The organism is Sinomicrobium pectinilyticum (assembly GCF_003725735.1).
Classification (GTDB): Bacteria; Bacteroidota; Bacteroidia; order Flavobacteriales; family Flavobacteriaceae; genus Sinomicrobium; species Sinomicrobium pectinilyticum.
Map to the genome: position 1 here is coordinate 76,583 of NZ_RJTM01000028.1, position 20,496 is coordinate 97,078.

The 20,496-nt window shown below is 46.0% G+C and carries 11 protein-coding genes; 10 read left to right on the forward strand and 1 reads right to left on the reverse strand.

Translation table 11 applies throughout. The features are described 5' to 3' along the window. The first annotated feature begins 88 nt into the window (after positions 1 to 88). Positions 89 to 1,147: a WD40/YVTN/BNR-like repeat-containing protein gene (locus ED312_RS05300; RefSeq protein WP_123214978.1), complete on the forward strand. Its 1,059-nt coding sequence runs from the start codon at positions 89 to 91 to the stop codon at positions 1,145 to 1,147. A 148-nt stretch (positions 1,148 to 1,295) separates the two neighbouring features. After that, positions 1,296 to 2,261, forward strand: a complete 966-nt coding sequence (gene trxB / locus ED312_RS05305; protein ID WP_123214967.1) for a thioredoxin-disulfide reductase — start codon at positions 1,296 to 1,298, stop codon at positions 2,259 to 2,261. An 89-nt stretch (positions 2,262 to 2,350) separates the two neighbouring features. Here the strand turns inward: trxB and ED312_RS05310 are convergent, their stop codons facing one another. After that, on the reverse strand, positions 2,351 to 3,220 hold the full coding sequence (locus tag ED312_RS05310; protein WP_123214968.1) for a 3-keto-disaccharide hydrolase: 870 nt from the start codon (positions 3,218 to 3,220) through the stop codon (positions 2,351 to 2,353). 179 nt (positions 3,221 to 3,399) lie between these two features. Here ED312_RS05310 and ED312_RS05315 point away from each other — a divergent pair, with 179 nt between their 5' ends. The 8 genes from ED312_RS05315 (at position 3,400) to ED312_RS05350 (ending at position 20,073) form a co-directional block, all read left to right on the forward strand. Continuing rightward, complete coding sequence (locus ED312_RS05315; protein WP_123214969.1) at positions 3,400 to 6,549, forward strand: SusC/RagA family TonB-linked outer membrane protein; 3,150 nt, start codon at positions 3,400 to 3,402, stop codon at positions 6,547 to 6,549. Between the two features lie 10 nt (positions 6,550 to 6,559). After that, on the forward strand, positions 6,560 to 7,990 hold the full coding sequence (locus ED312_RS05320) for a SusD/RagB family nutrient-binding outer membrane lipoprotein (protein WP_123214970.1): 1,431 nt from the start codon (positions 6,560 to 6,562) through the stop codon (positions 7,988 to 7,990). Between the two features lie 477 nt (positions 7,991 to 8,467). After that, positions 8,468 to 9,028 carry an RNA polymerase sigma-70 factor gene (locus tag ED312_RS05325; protein ID WP_123214971.1) on the forward strand — a complete coding sequence of 187 codons (561 nt, stop codon included), beginning with the start codon at positions 8,468 to 8,470 and terminating at the stop codon, positions 9,026 to 9,028. Between the two features lie 70 nt (positions 9,029 to 9,098). After that, positions 9,099 to 10,247, forward strand: a complete 1,149-nt coding sequence (locus ED312_RS05330) for a FecR family protein (protein ID WP_123214972.1) — start codon at positions 9,099 to 9,101, stop codon at positions 10,245 to 10,247. A 173-nt stretch (positions 10,248 to 10,420) separates the two neighbouring features. Further along, positions 10,421 to 13,843, forward strand: coding sequence for a TonB-dependent receptor (locus tag ED312_RS05335; RefSeq protein ID WP_240643030.1), 3,423 nt, complete (start codon positions 10,421 to 10,423; stop codon positions 13,841 to 13,843). Positions 13,844 to 13,854: 11 nt separating this feature from the next. Next, on the forward strand, positions 13,855 to 15,705 hold the full coding sequence (locus ED312_RS05340) for a RagB/SusD family nutrient uptake outer membrane protein (RefSeq protein WP_240643031.1): 1,851 nt from the start codon (positions 13,855 to 13,857) through the stop codon (positions 15,703 to 15,705). A gap of 141 nt (positions 15,706 to 15,846) precedes the next feature. Further along, positions 15,847 to 17,682 (forward strand): discoidin domain-containing protein, encoded by a 1,836-nt coding sequence (locus ED312_RS05345; RefSeq protein WP_123214973.1) that lies wholly within the window; start codon positions 15,847 to 15,849, stop codon positions 17,680 to 17,682. A 183-nt stretch (positions 17,683 to 17,865) separates the two neighbouring features. Beyond that, positions 17,866 to 20,073, forward strand: coding sequence for a type 1 glutamine amidotransferase family protein (locus ED312_RS05350; protein WP_123214974.1), 2,208 nt, complete (start codon positions 17,866 to 17,868; stop codon positions 20,071 to 20,073). Positions 20,074 to 20,496 lie beyond the last annotated feature (423 nt).

Sequence of the window (20,496 nt, forward strand, 5' to 3'; positions counted from 1 at the left end):
CCAGGTACCGTTCCGGTTTTGTTATCCTTTGAAAAAGAAACTTATCTTTGTAACAGAACCTGATAAAGGTTTTTTAATAACCACCATAATGAACAAACTGTTATTTATTTTGTCTTTGCTGATATCGGTTTCCTGCACTTCTTCCGGGAAATTTGAAGCCAGGGATATTACAGGGGTTTCCATAACCCCGATGCTGGAAGACTCCATGAGTGTCCGCGCCATTGAAATAGTATCCGGTAAAACGCTCTGGTTTGCCGATGACCGCGGGAGGTACGGGTATTTTGATTATAAGGGTAGCCCTGTTATCGATTCCGTATCTTATGATACCATAGTGCCCCATTTCCGCGCTATAGCCACCAATGATAATGATGTCTTTTTACTTGGCATAGGCAGCCCCGCCCTGCTTTATAAAGTTGAAGAAAACGGAGGAGCCGAACTGGTGTACCGGGAAACCCACGAAAGGGCTTTTTATGATGCCATGAAATTCTGGAATGAAAGAGAAGGAATTGCCATCGGGGACCCTACGGAAAGCGGTTGTCTTTCTGTTTTGGTAACACGCAACGGGGGAAATTCGTGGTCCAGGATTCCATGTGACAAATTACCTTTGGCCGTTGAAGGAGAAGCGGCATTCGCAGCAAGTAATACCAATATAGATATTATAGGAGACAGAACATGGATTATTTCCGGAGGATTGCGCAGCAGGGTTTTTTACTCTCCGGACAAAGGGAACAGCTGGGAAGTATACAATGTTCCCGTGGTACAGGGGGAGCCTACCCTGGGTATGTACTCTGTTGATTTCTGGGATAAAAATACCGGAATTGCCATTGGCGGAGATTATACCAGGCCGGAATACAATACAGCCAACAAAGCGGTAACTACAGACGGCGGCAAAAGCTGGAAACTGGTGGCCAGCAAAAAACCTCCGGGGTATCGTTCATGTATACAATATATTCCGGGAAGAGAAGGAAAGGAAGTTATAGCGGTAGGTTTTGAAGGGATTTCGTTTTCGCGTAACGGAGGCAGTACCTGGAAGCCCGTATCTTCTGAGGGGTTCTATACCATACGTTTTTTGAATGACTCCGTGGCTTATGCCGCAGGTAAGGGAAAAATAGCCAAGCTGGTTTTAAAACAGCAAAAGCTTCCGTGATCGGACGAAAGGTGCCCGGCCGGGGTATTGCAAAACGGATGTGGCATAACCGGGGACAATGGTTCCATAATAACTTTTGATAACTTTTTATATCCCGTTCCTATTAATTATTCTAATTTTGTTAAGCAATTAAAACAAGGAGTTAACCATGTCAGATACAGTAGAAAGAATTAAATGTCTTATTATAGGATCCGGCCCTGCCGGTTACACTGCGGCTATCTATGCAGCCCGGGCCGATCTTAAACCCGTATTGTATACGGGGTTGGAACCCGGAGGACAACTCACAACCACTACCGAAGTGGATAATTTCCCGGGATATCCTGATGGAGTAGACGGCCCCACCATGATGCTGCAACTTCAAAAGCAGGCAGAACGTTTTGGTACCGAAGTAAGGATAGGTATGGCAACGTCCGTAGAGTTCAGTAGCGAAAGAGGGGGAATTCATAAAGTTACTATCGATAATTCCAAGAAGCTGGAAGCAGAGTCCGTAATTATTGCAACAGGGGCATCTGCCAAATACCTGGGATTACCAAGTGAGCAACGGCTTCGCGGTGGCGGGGTTTCCGCCTGTGCGGTTTGTGACGGATTCTTCTATAAAGGACAGGATGTAGCGATTGTAGGTGGAGGAGATACTGCGGCGGAAGAAGCTACCTACCTGGCTAATATCTGTAGTAAGGTAACTATGTTGGTACGAAAAGGAGAAATGAGAGCCTCCAAAGCCATGCAGCACAGGGTGGCTAACACACCCAACCTGGAAGTCCGCTACTTTACCGAAATAGATGAAGTACTGGGAGACCAGGTGGTAGAAGGTATTCGTATGGTAAATAACCAGACCGGTGAAAAAGAAGATATAAAAGTGACCGGGCTGTTCATAGCTATCGGGCATAAACCGAATACGGATATCTTTAAAGGACAGCTGGAAATGGATGAAACCGGCTATGTTCTTACCTATGGTAAATCTACCAAAACAAGTAAACCCGGTGTTTTTGCCAGCGGGGATGTTCAGGATAAGGAATACAGACAGGCTATAACTGCTGCCGGTACCGGATGTATGGCAGCCCTGGATGCGGAAAGGTACCTGGCAACCGTAAAATCGCCAGAAGAAGTAGTATAAGTCCGAAGTCATAAGCACGGAGCACGAAGTTCGAAATAGTTTTTCGGCTTCGTGCTCCGTGCTTCATTCTTCCAACTAACCTCGTGCCTCTAATCCCGCACTCCTTCCAATACTCTCTTCAATTGTTCAGGATCATCCATGTAAGGATCGAGGTCCAGAAGGTCTACTTTGCGGAACTCTATAGGGTGGCTTTCGCTTTGCAGGGAAATATAACCTTCCTTAATCAGTTCTCCGTCCTTTTTTACAGCAGGATCAAAATCAGATACGGAACCCGCTCCGTATTGCGGTTTATAATAGGTAAGGACCGTATCGTTTTCCACGATATGATGTATGACCGAATCTCTCAGGACAAGCATATCCATCCGTACCCATTGATCGCCGTGATATGTCTTGGAACTGGAGTTCAGGCAGTGATCGGTATAAAGCGTATCCGCAATAACCACATTGGTGCCGGGAGTACAGAGGTTACCCGTAGGCCTGGGGTCGGAACCGTCTCCTCCAAGTATCTGGGCCTCTATAGAGATGGGAAAATCCTGGTCCTTCAACATGCTCTCCGGGGATTGCCCGTGCAGCATAGCTCCGCTGTTACGCCATGCCCAGCCTTCACCTTCCGGGGCCTGTTCCCCCATGAAGCGATACTCCAGCCGCAGGAGGTAAGCTGAAAAGGGCTTTTTGTAGAATATGTGCCCGTATTGCCGGTCGAATTTTTCATATCCGTCATAGCGGACCTTAAGCAGTCCGTCCTCCACGCGAAAGGTATTGGCGTAGTTATCTCCCAACTCGTGTTTGGATATTTTTACTTTCCAGTCATCCAGGTCCTTACCGTTAAAAAGGGAGATCCATTCCGGTTTTTTTACGGTTGTCTCTGCTGCCGGTTCGACAGAGGTTTTTTCTTTGTTTTTCGTCTGGCAGGAAATGATTAGGGTTGCTAAACATAAAGTGCATAAGAACTGCTTCATGGTAGTGTCTGATTTTTTGAATAAGTGATAAACTTACATAAAAAAATCATTTCTTTCAATGTATTGTTTTTTATATGTGTTAATCGTTAAAATGTGAAATGAATATGTTATGATTAAGTTAATTTGGTGTTATATTGTTATATTTGGATTTATACCTGAATAATAAACTGAACTAACACATGAGAAAATTACTGCTAATCACGCTTGCGGCGTGTACCCTTTTTGGCTTTAAGGGAGTGGCCCAGGTCACCGGAACCATTACAGATGCACAAAATACACCGCTCCCCGGGGTGAGTATTATTATTGTAGGCTCAACCACGGGAACTACTTCGGACTTTGACGGAAATTACACGATCAGGGCCTCCACGGGCGATATACTTCGGTTTTCCTATGTGGGCATGACCACCGTAACCCGTACGGTAGGGGAATCTGATGTTATTGATGTACTACTGGAAGAAGATGCCCAGGCGCTGGATGAGGTTGTGGTTACGGCGCTGGGGATAGAACGGACGGAACGCTCCCTGGGTTTCGCTTCCCAAAAAGTGGATGAGGAACTTCTGAACGCGAACAAACAGTCCAATGTCGTCAATTCCCTGCAGGGAAAGATTGCCGGTGTAACCATAAACAGTACAGGGGGTGCCCCTGGGCAGGGTGCTAACATACAGATAAGGGGAATTAATTCCATAGACCCTTCCCGCGATAACCAGCCGCTGTTTGTCATAGACGGGGTGCTCATAGACAACAGTACCTCGACATTCGGTGATGGTGCCGAATTAAGAGGGATGAGCAACCGTGCTGCGGATCTTAACCCCAACAATATAGAAACCATAAATGTGCTCAAAGGAGGGGCCGCAACTGCGCTTTACGGGCTTCGCGGTGCTAATGGGGTTGTGGTAATTACCACCAAATCGGGGAAAGCCGGGGCCATAAGAGTAAGTTATTCGAGCACTTATGGTATTGATAACGTAAATAAATTTCCGGATATACAGGACAAATTCAGCCAGGGGTGGATGGGTGAATATAACCCGGATGATTTCTGGCCTTCCTGGGGGCCAACGGTGGAAGAGGCCAAGGCCCTGGACCCTACCCACCCGGATAAGCTCTATAATCATGTAGAAGATGCGTTTAAAACTGGCTCCCAATTCCGGAACGACCTGTCTTTTTCCGGAGGGAACGAAACCATAACCTTCCTGGCTTCTTTGTCGCAATTCGACCAGAAAGGGATTTTGCCTTTTACGGATTACAAGAATTATCAGGCCCGTCTCAATACGGATGTGAAGATCAGCGATAAGTTCAAAATGGGAATGAGTATGTCTTATATTAATTCCGGAGGGTACCGTTATAACCCGGACAGGTACAACGAACAGTTGGTATACTGGTCGGGGAGGCATGATGTTACGGACTTCCGGGAAGATAACGGCACGATGAGGTCCTACGGAGGCACCTCTAACCCCATATATGTGGCTTCTACCAACCGGTTTAAGGATGATGTAGACCGTTTCATAGGTAGTGTGAACTTCACATACAGCCCGTTGAGCTGGCTGGACTTCAGTTACCGGGTGGGAACGGATAGTTATAATGACAACCGCAGAAGGACTGCGGTAGGATTCCGGGGGCTTGAAGGGGAACGCCTGGTAGAGGACAATGGGGTGAAAGCCGCACCGGGAAGAGGATTTGTATATGAATACAATACCCGTTTCCAGACACTTAACAGTACCTTTATAGCCAGTGCCAAACACAATTTTTCTGATGACCTTAACGCTACCGTGCGTATAGGACATGAATTGTATACCCGGAAAGTAAGGAATACCGGGACCGAAGGGTCCGACCTCACGGTTTACAACTGGTTTGACCTCAGGAATGCCAATATCCTGAATATCATCAATACGGACAAAAATGAAGTTCGCTACCGGTTAATGGGGCTTTTCGGGGAGCTTTCTTTTGATTATAAGCGCTTCCTGTACCTTACGTTTACCGGTAGGAACGACTGGACATCCAGCCTGGTGAAACCCAACAATTCGTTTTTCTATCCTTCGGCAAGTTTGAGTTATATCTTTAGTGAAAACCTTTCCCTGCCAGATTTTATCAGCAACGGTAAATTCCGTTTCTCCTATGCGAGAATAGGTAAAGATGCCCTGTCTTACGCTACTAGCCGCGGATACGGTAGTTATTCCGATTTGCCTTCCGGATATATCGGTTTCACCCGTTCATCCCTGCTCGGAGACCCGGAACTGCGACCGGAATTTACGGACACCTATGAAACCGGACTGGAGATGTCGTTCCTGAATTCCCGTCTGGGCTTTAACTTTACGTATTATTATTCTACCAGTAAGGACCAGATCATAGAGGTGCCGGTTTCTTCAGGCACGGGATATGTTAAGGCAGTAGTTAATTCCGGGAGTATGCGAAACCAGGGTGTGGAAGTCACACTATTTGCCACACCGGTAAAAAAAGAAGACTTCTCCTGGGAAACACAGCTTAACTTTTCAGCCAACAGGAACAAGATACTGGACATACGTGAAGGCTTGGAAGAAATTATCCTGGAATCACAATTCGGTTATATCGGGTCTACCGTAACCATGAAACTGGTCCCCGGAGAAGCATATGGTTCGCTTTTTGGCTCTGTGTACAAAAGGTATTACACGGAGGAAGAGATCCAGGCAGGAGTGGACCAGAAAGCACATCTGGACAAATCCCGTCCCATTGTAATCGGCGAAGACGGTTTCCCGGTAATGGAGCAGCAATCGGTACAAAAGATACTGGGTAACGCACAACCGAAATGGATAGGAGGATGGAGCAATACCTTCCGGTATAAAAATATAACACTCACCACGCTGATGGATGCACGAATAGGACAATACAGGTATAACCAGCTGGCTAATTTTTATGCGGCGTTCGGTATGTCGGAGATTACGGAGAACAGAAATGATTATAAAGTCTTTAAAGGAGTAACGGCAGACGGAGCCCCGAATACCCGGGAAGTCTGGCTGGGACAGGGAACGGACCCAAATACAGGAAGGGATTACGGCATCGGTTACTATAGGAACAATTACAGGGCGGTATCCGAGAATTTTGTGGAAGATGCCTCCTGGGTGCGCCTGCGCTCGGTTTCCCTCACCTATAACCTGCCCGAAAAATGGCTGGATAATTCCTTTATACGAAGAGCCAGCTTTACGGCTACAGGAAACAATCTATGGCTTTGGACCGAATATGACGGTTACGATCCGGAAAGCAGTTCTTTTTCCAGCGGGTCCAATATAGACGGTTTTTCAGGTTTTACCTATCCTGCACTCCGAAGTTTCCTTTTTACTGTTAATGTTGAACTGTAAACCTTTTGAAATGAAATCCACACAAAAAATTATATCCGTATACAGCCTCATCGTATTGACACTCATCATACAGGGATGCAGGGACAATTATTTTGACCTTAATGAAAACCCGAACCTGGTCCAGGACCCTCCCCTGGATGCTTTATTGACCACGGTAACACATAAAACCGGACTGAACAGCCAGCGTTTTGCCGCTTTTACCGGTTATTATACCCAGTATATCGCCAATCCCTCCGCAGGAGGTTCGGCAGATACCTACCAGGTTACGGATAACAGCACCCAGTGGGACTATGCCTATTACGCGATGGCCGACCTGTATGATATGCAGGTCCTGGCAAGAGAATTAGGCTCTTCCGAGCATCTGGGGGTCGCGAATATCCTGATGGCTTACCACATCGGACTGGTTTCGGATGTCTGGGGGTCGGCGCCGTTCTCCGACGGGTTCGGGGGCAACACCCTGGCGCCGGAATACGATTCGGAAGAAGCGCTTTACCAGGAAGCATTAAGACTGATAATCGAAGGTATTGACGAACTGCAGAAAACAGGCTCTAATCTTCAGCTCGGGGAAACGGAAGACCTTATTCACGGGGGAGATGTACAGGCATGGATAAAGACAGCCTATGCCCTGCAGGCCAGATTTCTGAATAAGATATCCAAAAAAGCGGAATATAGTGCCTCACAGGTACTCGATGCCATCGATAATTCATATGCTTCCAATACGGACGATGCGGAAATGGGAGTTTTCGAAGGAATAAATCCCTGGGCACAGATTGCGAGAAATAATGCCAACGACCTGCTCGGCGGATGGTTGTCCGATAACTGGATAAATCACTTGAACGGGGAAAAATACGGCGTGTTTGATCCGAGGATAGAGAAAATCACTGACCTGACCGTAAACGGAGAATATGTGGGAACGAGGAACGGGGAAGGAAATACCGGGGGCGCCAATACCATTAAGGACGAATGTTATATAAGCGAGAACTCTACCGTTACTTCTCCCGAATCCCCGCTTGTTATTGTAAGTTATGCCGAGATGAAATTTGTAGAAGCAGAGGCGGCTTTCCGTTCCGGAGATACGGAGAGGGCTTATGATGCATACCTGGAAGGTATTCGTGCCCATATGGAAAAACTGGAAGTATCGGGAGAAGATGCCGGTGATTATATAGCTAACCCCGAAGTCGGTGTAGGAATGGCAAACCTGACGCTGGACCTGATCTTCAAGGAAAAGTATGTGGTTACCTATCTGAACCCGGAAGCATGGAATGATATGCGGAGGCATGATTATATGTACGAAGATTTCCGGATGCCTTTAAATGCAGTTCTGGATACCTTTATACGGCGTGTGGCATATCCCAGTAACGAAAGGTCTGAAAATGGTAATAATGTCCCGGAGGAAGTTCCCCTTTCCACACCTTTGTGGTGGGACAGGCAGGAAGATTGAGATTTCTGTGAAAAGGACCCGGCGGGCCGATGTCATTTAGTTAAGCAACGTGGATAATGGACAAGAAAAAAGGCTCCCCTCTTCAGATAAAAGGCTGGGAGGGGAGCTGTTTTGCGGTGAGTTTTGACAAGCTCATGCTTTGGCGTGCATACACAGGTATTTGCGGATATTCGAATGCCCCGGGATTTCAAACCCTTCCCCATAACTTACTTAGATGAACCCGGCAGCCATCGTCCCGGCTGTTAAATCTGCCATGCTATACAACCAAAATAGAGATGGCTGAGTGCCAGCCGCGGGCCGGTGTATAGATGCCATCGATTTTTAAGAGCAGACGGATTGGTCATTCTTTTTTTTGAAATTCGTGTGGGAGATAATAATTTTTGGATTATTAATTATAAATTGCATCGATAATATTTTTATCCGTATAATTAACTAAATTTATTAAGATTTACTCAATAAAACACATTAGACCATCTTTTGAAACGGATCCGGTTACATACCGAAAAGACAGAAAAAGATCGTGACGATTGTGCTTCTTTCGACAATTTATTCAGGCTTTATTACGATAAATTACTGCATATAGCCAGGGGGTATGTCACTTGTCAGAAAGATGCCGAAGAGATTGTTCAGAATACTTTTTTAAAACTCTGGGAAAACAGGAGCGACATTGGTTCTATCAGGAATATTAACAGCTATCTCTATACCCTTACCAGGAATGGTTGCCTGGACCTTTTAAGGCACCGCGAAGTACGGCTTGATTATTCGGAGAAAAAAAAATCCATTCAGCAGCAGTTCTTGAAGGATGAAGCCGCATCACTCTTACTGGAAAACGAATTACAGAAAAAGATTAATGAAAGTATCGAACTGCTTCCGGACAAATGCAAAGAAGTGTTTGTAAAAAGCAGGATTGAGGGTATGAAGCGAAAGGAAATCGCGACTCTTTTAAATTTATCTCCCAGGACCGTTGATAATCATATTGCCAATGCTTTAAAACATATGAGGCTTCATTTAAAGGACTTCATTTCCCTGTTTCTTTAAACTTTCTGCTATTCATCTTAGGTAATTGTTCTTTTAGAATCGTCTATATTAATAAAGGCGATTTTATTTCATGGACGATTTAATCTTAAGATATATTGAAGAAAAAGCGAATTCTTCCGAAATAAGGATTGTGGAAGACTGGATTACCGCATCGGCGGAAAATCAAAAATACTACAATGATTTTAAGGCAAGATACCTCGCAGGTACTTTTGATCTGACATCTTCATCAGTCGATGTGGAAACAGAATTATCTGCTTTTAAGGTATCTGTCGAAAAAAGGAGTAAAAGAAATATCATTTCTTTACCCGGGCATTTACAGAAATATGCCGCGGCAATCATTCTATTGCTCGGGATTTCGGGATGGTTTTTTTTAACTGACCGAAGTACTTCGCCCAATGATATTCCGGCAGATGTCATAACACTTCAAAAGGAAAACGGCATCATTGAAATTATTCCGGAGAACCGCCGGGAAGTGATACGGGGACAGGACGGCAGCGTGATCGGAAAACAGAACCGGAATACATTGATATACAATAACGGAAAAACAGGCCGGGGAGACCGGATAAATTATAACATTCTGAAGGTCCCTTACGGCAAACGCTTCGACATTGTTCTGTCTGACGGTTCCAAAGTACTTTTGAATTCGGGGACTTCGATCCGGTATCCCGTAAGGTTTTCGGAGGTCGGGAACCGGGAAGTCACAGTACAGGGGGAAGCTTTTTTTGAGATCACAAAGGATTCCTCGCATCCCTTTGTTGTGAAAGCCAATGGCCTGAATGTTCGTGTTCTGGGAACAAAATTCAATGTATCTGCCTATGAAGAGGATCCCGCTGTCCAGACCGTACTGGTGGAAGGGGCTGTCGGGTTGTATGAAGGGACGGACTATAGGCATTCAGAAAAAACAATACTCACTCCGGGGCATAAGGCCACCTGGGACAAGAAAGATCAGAATATTAATATAGAGGAAACAGATGTGTCCGTATATACTTCCTGGATCAGGGGGCAAATGGTTTTCAAACATATGAAACTAAAGCATATTCTAAAAAAGCTGGAACGGCAATACAATGTTGAGATCGTCCAGCCCGGAGATTCCATCGGAAACATGCTGTTTACTGCAAGCTTTGACAATAAGGAACCTATCACACAGGTCCTGGAGACCTTTAAGGAACACTACGGTATTGATTACCGCATGACAGACGACAAGATTATCATTAATTAACCCTAAAACAAGATATATGAAAGAAGAAAAAACATGATCGGATAAGAATACAGTTCAATCCGGACACCACCAAACCCTAATGACTTCCTACCCTTAAAAACCGGGAAATGCAGCCACATTTCCCGATTTGGAAGTGATTAATCAGATTAACCACAAAACAGAACCATAAATTTATGAATAAACCAACGAAAATCGGGGAAAAGATCCCCGTGTTTTTAAGTTATGACTTAAAAGTAAAACTGACCACCACCTTCCTTTTGTTCACGATAATTCAGACCAATGCAAATTTTCTGTACGGACAGAAGGATAAAATTTCCCTAGATATGGAAAATGTCAGCCTTGACAGGGTGTTGACAGGTATAGAAGCGCAAACCGACTATCGGTTTATTTACAAGGACAACGAAATTAACTATTCCAGGATTGTTTCCATACACGCCCAAAAGACTCCTTTGAGGCAGGTTTTAAAAAAACTGTTTAGAAATACGACCATAGATGTCCACATCACAGGAAAGCAGATCATTCTAAGGTCCAGAGAAACGGAAAAAAACAAAAAAAACAATACTACAGAAGCCCCTAAAAAAACTGCTCAGCTTGTCATTCGGGGAATTATAACAGATGTACAGGGACAACCGCTACCCGGTGTTAATGTCACGGAAAAAGGAACGGTAAACGGGGTAGTGGCCAACTTCGATGGAAAATACACCATAGAAGTGGGGGGACAGGATGCGGTCCTGGTTTTTTCCTATATCGGTATGAAGACCAGGGAAGTGACCGTCGGCGATCGGACGAACATTGATGTTCAGCTGGAAGACGATGTCCAGTCGCTCGATGAAGTGGTGCTGGTAGGGTACGGAAAACAGAAGAAGATCAGTGTGGTCGGGGCCCAGTCTTCCGTCAAAGCAGAGGAACTGGAACAGCCCGTCGCCAATATCGGCACCATGCTGGCCGGCAGGGTCGCAGGGCTCACCGGAGTACAGCGTGACGGTTTACCCGGATATGACGGGGCCGATATCTGGATCAGGGGGATCTCCACTTTTACCAATGCAGGCCCGCTGATCCTCGTGGATGGTGTGCAACGTTCCCTAGATAATTTGGATCCGAGAGACATAGCCTCTTTTACGATTCTCAAGGATGCTTCGGCAACTGCGGTTTACGGTATTCGGGGGGCCAATGGTGTGATCCTCATCGAAACCAAGAGAGGCAGGATCGGAAAGCCCGAAGTTTCCATTGATTATAATGAAGGATGGACCTCGTTTACCAATATTCCCGATCTGGCCGACGGGGAAACCTATATGCGTCTGGCCAATGAAGCACTCACAACAAGGGGACAGGAGCCCAGGTATTCCGAAGAATATATAGAGAATACAGTAAATAAAACAGACAAGTTTCTTTATCCCGATGTCGATTGGATGGATGCGGTATTTAAGGATTTCGGGCGAAACCGCCGGGCATCCGTAAACGTAACGGGTGGAGCCGAAAATGCAGTGTACTATGTTTCATTAGGGTATTACGATGAAACCGGACTATTCGTAACCGACGGATTGGAAAGCTATGATTCGGATACCCGGTTCAAGCGCTATAATTTTACTTCCAATTTAACTCTTGATATCACCAGGACTACCAAAGTAAATGTAGGAATTCAAGGCTATCTATCCGAAGGTACCTATCCGGGAGCCGGTGTGGGGAGCGTGTTCAGTGCAGCCATGGAGGCCCCGCCTGTAGAATATCCGATTTTATACCCGGGGGGGTATATTCCGGGAAAGAGTTCAAACGGAGGCCTGAGGAATCCCTATGCTGATGTTGCCAAACGCGGATACAGAAATGAAAATAAAAATCAAATATATTCCAACCTTCGGATCGACCAGCAATTAGGTTTTATTACCGAAGGATTGTCCTGGTCGGGAATGTTTGCCTTTGATGCCTATAACCAGCAGTTCATCACAAGGTCGAAAAGAGAGAACACCTATTTTGTAGACCAGAATTTCCCGTACACCGAGAACGGGGAACTGTTGCTGAACGAAACATATACGGGACAGAATTTCCTAGGATATGACAGGTCGAATGGAGGAAACCGCCGGTTTTACCTGGAGACCAGTTTTAATTACGATCGCAGTTTTGGAAAGCACCACGTAAGCGGGTTAATCCTTTTCAACCGTTCGGATTATGTCAATGCCTTCGCGGGCGATTTTACCGAGTCCATACCTTTCCGGAATCAGGGGCTTGCCGGACGTGCCACCTACAGTTACGACGACCGTTATTTCTTTGAGGTCAATGCCGGTTATAACGGCTCTGAAAACTTTGCTCCCGAAAACCGGTATGGATTTTTCCCTTCAGTGGCTGTAGGGTGGGTCGTTTCCAATGAGAAATTCTTCGAGCCTCTTACTAAATCGATTAACTATTTTAAAATACGGTATTCCGACGGTTTGGTCGGTGCCGAATCCGGGGCCGGAAGGTTCTCCTATTTAAGCCGGGTAGAACAAAGTAACGATTTTGGGTTCGATTTTGGTGAAAGTATTCAATTCACGCCCGGCATCCGGGAGACCTATTACGGCGTGGACGTCACCTGGGCGGAATCCAGGAAACAGGACCTGGGCATTGAGTTGAACATGTTCAGCAATGAGCTTCAGATTATTTTTGACCTGTTTAAGGAGCATACCAAGGGCGCTTTTCTCCAACGAGGGGACCTCCCGAATTATATAGGTTTGACAACGGATCCCTACGGAAATCTCGGTGTAGTTGAGAACAAGGGTTTTGACGGTTCTGTGACATACAACAAGAACCTCGGCAACTTCAGGTTGGGGTTCCGGGGCAATTTCTCTTATAACCGGAATAAAATTATTGAGAACGGCCAGCCCGAGCAATTGTATGAATGGCAGGATCGCCGGGGAACACCCTTACTTGCGAGATTTGGTTATGTAGCCGAACGTTTGTATACCCTGGATGATGATACCGATGGCGACGGGTTTATCACACCCGATGACGGGGATTTCCCCAACCAATTCGGCCAGATCATGCCCGGGGACATCAAGTATAAAGACCTGAACGGTGACGGGAAGATCGATTCCTACGACCAGAGAGAGATCGGCCAGGGCGATGTTCCGGCCCTGACCTACGGCTTCGGGATCACTGGCGAATACAGAGGTTTTGATGCTAGTGTTTTCTTCCAGGGTCAGATGGAAGCCGATATTATGATGGGCGGATCCGGAATCCATCCGTTTGTAGGCGGTGGAGGTACCGGAAACCTGTACACCGTTGCGGTGAATCGGTGGACACCCGAAAATGACGATCCCTATGCCCTGTATCCGAGGTTATCCTACGGAGATACGGGATTAGGGCAAAATAACAATACCCAGGGGAGTACCTGGTGGAAAAGGGATATAGATTTTTTAAGATTAAAAACAGCCGAGATAGGATATACATTACCGGAAAATGTGGCTCAGAAGATCAGCCTCGAAAATATCCGTTTTTACCTGAGGGGGACCAATCTTTTTACCTTTAGCAGTTTTGACCTGTGGGATCCGGAACTGTTGACAAGTAATGGCGGTACCTATCCCAATATATCTGTCGTATCCTTAGGAGTTAATGTTTTATTCTAAAAGTTAGAGGTATGAAAGCAATACGAATGATACCAGGACAAATGGACAATTTGTGTTATAAAGCGATAAAGAAAATAATAATAGGATTGCTGGCCGTGGTCACCATCTCGTGTAATGATGATTTCCTGGACCAGGTTCCCGATGACCGTCTTACATTTGAGGAGACTTTCTCCAAGCGGAGTACGGTAGAACAATACCTGGCAGCAATCTACGATCATATTCCCAGCGAACTGGATCAAAGATATACAGCCAATAATTCCGGTCCGTGGATCGGCGGGTCTGACGAAGCAGAGTACGTATGGTCTTTTCACCTGGGGAATGCCCTGAATGTGGGGGACTGGAACCCTACAACAGGACATGTAAGTACGTTGTGGTCCAATTTTTACCGGGCCATCCGCTCCTCGTCCACATTTATACAAAATATCGACCAGTGCCAGGACTGCCCGGAGGAAATCACAAGGAGGCTGGTGGCGGAAGCAAGGGTGCTAAGGGCATTTTACTATTATAATCTCATCCGTATTTACGGTCCCGTGATCCTCATGGGGGAAGAACCCATAGCTCCCGATGCAAACCTGGAAGAACTGGGACTTGAACGAAAGACCATGGAAGAGTGCGTGAACTATATTGTCAGCGAACTGGATCAAGGTGCAGAAGCGCTTGAAGGGATCGCCTTTAGAGGTGACAGGGCCGGAAGGATGAGCCGCCCCTTTGCCATGGCCATAAAGGCAAAGACCCTGCTTTTTTATGCAAGCCCTTTATTTAACGGCAACCAGGACTACGCTGCTTTACAGAATGGCGAAGGCCAGAACCTCATGCCGCAGAGTTATGATGTGAACAAATGGCAGATGGCTGCCGAAGCGGCAAGGGCATTTATCGAAGAATTTACCCCCAATACGTTCAGACTGTATAAGGTGTACAATGAAGACGGTTCCTATAACCCTTATATGTCCTGCAGAGAAGTGATGTATGACGATTTTAACGAGGAAATGATCTATGCAAGGCCCCGCGGAGGGATCGCATATCACTACGATTGTACCCCGTATCACCTGGGTTATCCCACGGAAGTCAGGGGCGCCGGGGGGTTGAGTGTGACCCAGGAAATGGTCGACGCCTATTTTATGGCTAACGGAAGAACCATAGACGATCCCGAATCGGGTTATGTGGAGACGGGATTTTCCGATTTCCGGGCACCATTTGATTTTCAGACCAGGTCAACCTTTAATCAGTGGGTAGGCCGGGAGCCGAGGTTCTATGTAGGGGTGACCTACAACAATAGCCTGTGGATTAACCGGAACTTCGGAAATGTTATAACAACAACCTGGTATGGCGGTAATTCCGGAAGGCAGGCGGGGTCAAATGATTATCCTCCTACCGGTTATGTTGTCAGAAAGAATGTGCCTCCGAGAGACTGGCGGAACAGTGAACGAAGTGTCCCTTATATGAGACTTGCCGAAATTTACCTCGATTATGCCGAGGCACTGAACGAATACGATCCGGGCAATCCCGATATCCTGAGATATGTAAATCTTATCCGGGAAAGGGCAGGCATCCCCCAGTACGGTTCGGCGGATCTTGCGGCGCCCTCAGATCAGGGTGCCATGCGTGAGGCAATCCGAAGGGAAAGAAGGGTAGAACTGGCTTTTGAAAGCGTGAGATATTTCGATGCCCGGAGATGGAAGATAGCCGAAGAGGCCTTTGCAGGATCATTTCACAGTATGGATATCAATGCCCGGGACGAAGCCGGTTTTTATAATAAAGTGATCTTTGAAGAGCGCGTGTTCAACAAAAGACATTACCTGTGGCCCATACCCCAGGATGAACTGAACAGCAATCCCGATTTGATACAAAATACCGGCTGGTAGTGTTTTCATCTGATTTAGTTTAGTTTGATCCGGCCCTTTTCCGCGGGAAGGGGCCTTATCCAAGACAATGATCTTTTTAATGTGGAAGTATATAAATTGAGGTAAATGTCTTTTGCGACATGAATAACAAAAAATAATATCATGAAAAAAATTATATATCTGGTCATTGCGACCGGGATGTTTTCGGTACTGTTCTCATGTGCCGATGACAACGTACTGGATATGGAAGGTCGTCCCGATTCCGTGGTGAACAACGACCCGCCGGGGGCTCCCCTGAGAGGGATAACCGAAAACTGGAACGGGCACGATTCCGAGGTTAACCGACAGTATTTCGATAGTTATGTGGCTGTCTATTACGGCGGTGAGGTAGACAGGGAGATAACCTGGCCGTTTGGTTTCCTAAGCAATTCCTGGGAATACATATCAGATACTTACGGGGGATTCGGGGATAACAACGGCAGGCTGTATGCCGTTATCCACCAGGACCCCGGTTCCGATCCCTATTATGCCACCTTTCTGGACGACGTTCTGGATTTTGAAAGCCTGATTGACGTTTCGTTGGAAGGCGGGGAAATGAACGCGGCGGATATGGATGGCATCATGCTTGTTGTGGAAGAGCTCGTGGAAAATTCCGTTTATAGCAAAAAGGGAGCACCGGCAAGAGGAGTATGGCAGGATCGGTTTGCCGATATTTTCCTGTACGATCTGTATACGGCCCTGGAAATGACCGACGATGCCCGGCGAATTTATGATGAAGCCGTGGCTACTCAGGTTTCGTATCCCTCCGAAGGGACCTATTGGTTCAGGGACTGGTTCTACCCCCTCTATGAAAATTATGAAGGTCCCCGTGTTTTTAATAACTTTTTCAGGGTTCTTTCGGAAAAATATCCGGTAAACGTAGATTCATACTCCCGGGATCTGAATCTGGGAGAACTGGTCCATTTTTTTAGCGGGGCAACCGGAACAGACCTTCAACCCATGGCCGAAGAAGCCTTTGGCTGGACAGAAGAAAATGATCTGCAATTGCTCCAGGCACGTGCCGACTTTCCCGATCTTAATTATCCTTTTGATCCTGCTTCGGAAACCATAGACCTCACCGGGAATGCCATACTTTCCGTGAGCAATGATAACGGAGAAGGACCGGAAGGAGCAGAAGGTTCCTTAAAGCTGGTCGATGGTGATATTTATTCCAAATTTCTCGTTGGCGGGTTCCACGGAGATATAAATTTCTGGATGCAACAGAAATTTGCGGAACCCACCGTTGTAAACAAATATACCTTTACCTCCGGTAATGATGCACCGGACCGTGACCCCAAGAAGTGGAACCTAGTGGGCTCAAATGATATGGAAAACTGGGTTACGCTGGATGTGCGTGCCAACCATACCTTTGAAGACAGGAACCAGACTAAGGAGTTCGGTTTTGAAAATGAAACAGCCTATAAATATTATCGGATCAACATTGAGGAAAATTACGGTAGTGACGCCATGCAGTTGAGCGAATGGAGACTACTCGTTGTTGAGGCGTTAAACCCTTCAGGTCCCGACGATTTTACCGGAGACGCCATTCTCACCGTTAGTAAGGATAATAATGACGGTCCTGACGGAGCGGAGGGGTCGCTAAAGGTGACCGACGGAAATGTAGAAACAAAGTTCCTGGTCGGAGGTTTTTCTCCTGATATAAATTTCTGGATGCAACAGGAATTTGCAGAGGCAAAGACAGTGACCAGGTATACAATGACATCGGCTAATGATGCTCCGGACAGGGACCCCAAAAAATGGGAACTTGCCGCTTCAGGCGACGGCGAAAACTGGACTACTCTTGATACCAGGGAAAACCAGAGTTTTAGTGACAGGCATCAGACCAAGACATATGAAGTGCCCAATAATACGGCTTATACGTTCTATAGATTGTATATCGTGGAAAATTACGGAAGTGATGCCATGCAACTTGCGGAATGGCGCTTATTGGGAGAATAATAAATACTTTTTGGGTCCGCCGGAACATTTCGGTACCCGGCGGACTGTTTCTGGTGATTAAGCCAAATGCCTTGGGGCAAGCCCACGAGGCATACATCAGGAATCCAAAAAAGCATATCTGTACATCGGAGCATTTAATCCCGATATTATCGGGACACTTAGTTAGTAAAAAAGTAATTAACAATGTTAAAAAAATATATATCTACGGTAGTTTTCAGTTGCTGTATCGGCTTCCCGGTACAAATCCCGGCACAAACTGTTTCGGAAAAAGACAACGACAAACAGGAAAAAACCGCTTTTCAGACCGCCAGTCCCTGGATGCCGGAAATCGACATCCGGTCTGATGTGGCCATAGTTTACGGAGTGAACGGAAATCCTTCCGATAAAGGACATAGATCCGCTTTTGAAGACCGGGTGAGGTCCTGGCGCAAGAAAGGGTATGACACCCATTTTATGACAGGAATAGCCTGGGGAGCCTATGAGGATTACTTTCTCGGCAAATGGGATGGGCAAAGCCATTTTGACGAAGGCCAGGTAGAGGTCAGTGGTGATACCATATGGCATGGGCATAACGTACCCTACATAGTTCCGCAAAAGAGTTTTATAAACTATATTAAAGAGCAGGTAATAGAAAGGGTAATAGATGCCGGGATAACGTCTGTTTATCTCGAAGAACCCGAGTTCTGGACCAGGGGTGGTTATAGTACTGCGTTTAAGGAAGAATGGAAGGATTTTTACGGTTTTGACTGGAAACCCCAGCACGAGTCCGCAGAAAATACATGGTTGTCAAATAAGTTAAAATACCATTTGTATTTCAAGACAATAGATGAAGTATCGAAATATGCCAAGAAATACGGCAGAAAAAAAGGACTGGATGTTAAAGTCTATATTCCTACACATTCACTGGTGAATTATTCGTCGTGGATGATCGTAAGCCCGGAAGCCAGCCTGGCATCCCTGCCGGGTATTGACGGGTACATTGCACAGGTCTGGACGGGAACTTCGCGCGAGGCTACCTATTTTAACGGTGTAGTAAAAGAAAGGACCTTCGAAAATGCTTTCCTGGAATACGGCTCTATGGTTTCCATGACCGCACCCACCAACCGAAAGATTTTCTTTCTGACCGATCCCATTGAAGACCGGAGAAAGGACTGGGACGATTATAAAAAGAATTACGAGGCCACTTTCACTGCCCAATTGCTTTATCCCCGGGTAAATAATTATGAAGTGATGCCCTGGCCGGAACGAATCTATACAAAACCTTATAAAGTGGCATATACGGACAGGGAAGTGCTTATTCCTTACAAATATTCTACACAAATGCAGGTCATGATCAATGCCCTGAACGATATGCCGGTATCCGGAAACAAAGTAAGCGGTATCAACAGTATTGGTGTGTTGATGGGTAATTCCATGATGTTTCAGCGGTTACCGACCCATGAAGGTTTTGAAGATCCCCGGTTTTCAAATTTTTATGGTCAGACACTCCCCCTGCTAAAGCGGGGGATACCTGTCCAAACCGTACATATGGAAAATCTCGGTTATAAGGAAACGTTACAGAATATCAAAGTGCTGGTTATGAGCTATTCCAATATGAAACCTCATTCTGAAGACGTGCATGAAAACCTGGAAAAATGGGTAAAGAACGGGGGAATGCTCATTTATACCGGAAGAGATGACGACCCTTATCAAAATGTGACGGAATGGTGGAACGGGAAAAAGAACAGGTTTGATACGCCTTCCGGAAATCTGTTTAAACACCTCGGCATACCGGAACAAGCCGGTGAAGGCCGTTATAAGACAGGTAAAGGTGAAGTTTTTGTCATACGGAAAAACCCGAAGGAATTTGTCATGGAGCATGGAGGAGATGAAAATTTTGTGGAAACGGTAAAGCATGCCTTTGAAAATGATGGCCAAAAATTGCTGTTTAAGAATAACCTCGCACTTCAAAGAGGACCGTACAGGATTATTGCCGTGATGGATGAAAGTGTGAACAGTGAGCCCTATTTTGCGGATGGCCCCGTGGTTGACCTTTTCAATCCGCTTTTACCTGTTCTTACTGAAAAAACGGTGGTCCCGGGAGAACAGGCTTTCCTTTACAGCCTTAATTATGCATATGACAAAAACAAACCCGCAGTAGTGGCTTCGGCTGCCAGAATATCCAATGAGAAATTGATAGGCGGAGAATATTCATTTACCTGTAAAAGCCCGGTAAACACAATGAACAGTCTACGTGTATTCTTACCTTCAAAACCCGAAAAGGTAATGCTGGAGGATTCCGGGGGAACAGGGATCTCACCCATAGGGGCAAGCTGGGATAACAATTCAAGAACGTATTACCTGCAGTTTGCAAATAAGCCGGAAGGGATTCAGGTAAAGTTCAAATTATAAAAGAGCTTAAAAAGGGATTTCGTGATACAGAGGATATTATTTTAATGGGTAGACATGGTTATAAGTACAAAAATTTCCGGATGCTTTTACACGCAGTCCCGGACCTTTATACGGCGTGTGGCATATCCCGGTAACGAAAGCCCGAAAATGGTAATAATGTCCCGGAGGAAGTTCTCCCCTGCCGCACCTTCGTGGTGGGACAGGCAGGAAGATTGACATTTCTGTAAAAAAAGCTCCGGCGGGCCGATGTCATTTAGTTAAGCAGATTTGTTTATTTTTTTCATGCCCCCTCTTCAGATAAACCTGCTGCCGGACAGGTCCGGATAGCCCCATTTAAGGGATTGCGTTTACACGGAACCGGGTTGGGTTAGCGGCTAAAGCAACCCGGTTAGCGGCGGACTTGATCAAGTTCGCCGCTTTTGT